Origin of the sequence: Streptococcus sp. CCH8-H5 (genome assembly GCF_001556505.1) — a bacterium.
Taxonomy (GTDB): domain Bacteria; phylum Bacillota; class Bacilli; order Lactobacillales; family Streptococcaceae; genus Streptococcus.
The window spans coordinates 1-243 of record NZ_LSIZ01000097.1; the positions used below are offsets into that span (position 1 = coordinate 1).

At 47.7% G+C, this 243-nt stretch carries 1 protein-coding gene; it reads left to right on the forward strand.

The features are described 5' to 3' along the window. On the forward strand, positions 1 to 243 hold a 243-nt coding region (locus AX663_RS10810; protein WP_231724215.1), incomplete at both ends, for an Ig-like domain-containing protein.

Below are 243 nucleotides of genomic sequence, written 5' to 3' on the forward strand. Positions count from 1 at the left end.
CTACAGCAACTGTAGCGAAAGCTGATGATAAGACAGCTCCAGATGCACCAGTTGTGAACCCAGTTAAAGCAGGTGACACAGCAGTCACAGGTACAGCTGAAGCAGGTTCAACAGTAGAAGTAACCCTTCCAGATGGCACTAAAGCATCAGCAACAGCTGACCAAGATGGCAACTTCAGCGTTCCAGTTAGCGGTTTGGAAGAAGGTCAAACAGTCTCTGTTACAGCGAAAGACGCTTCAAACA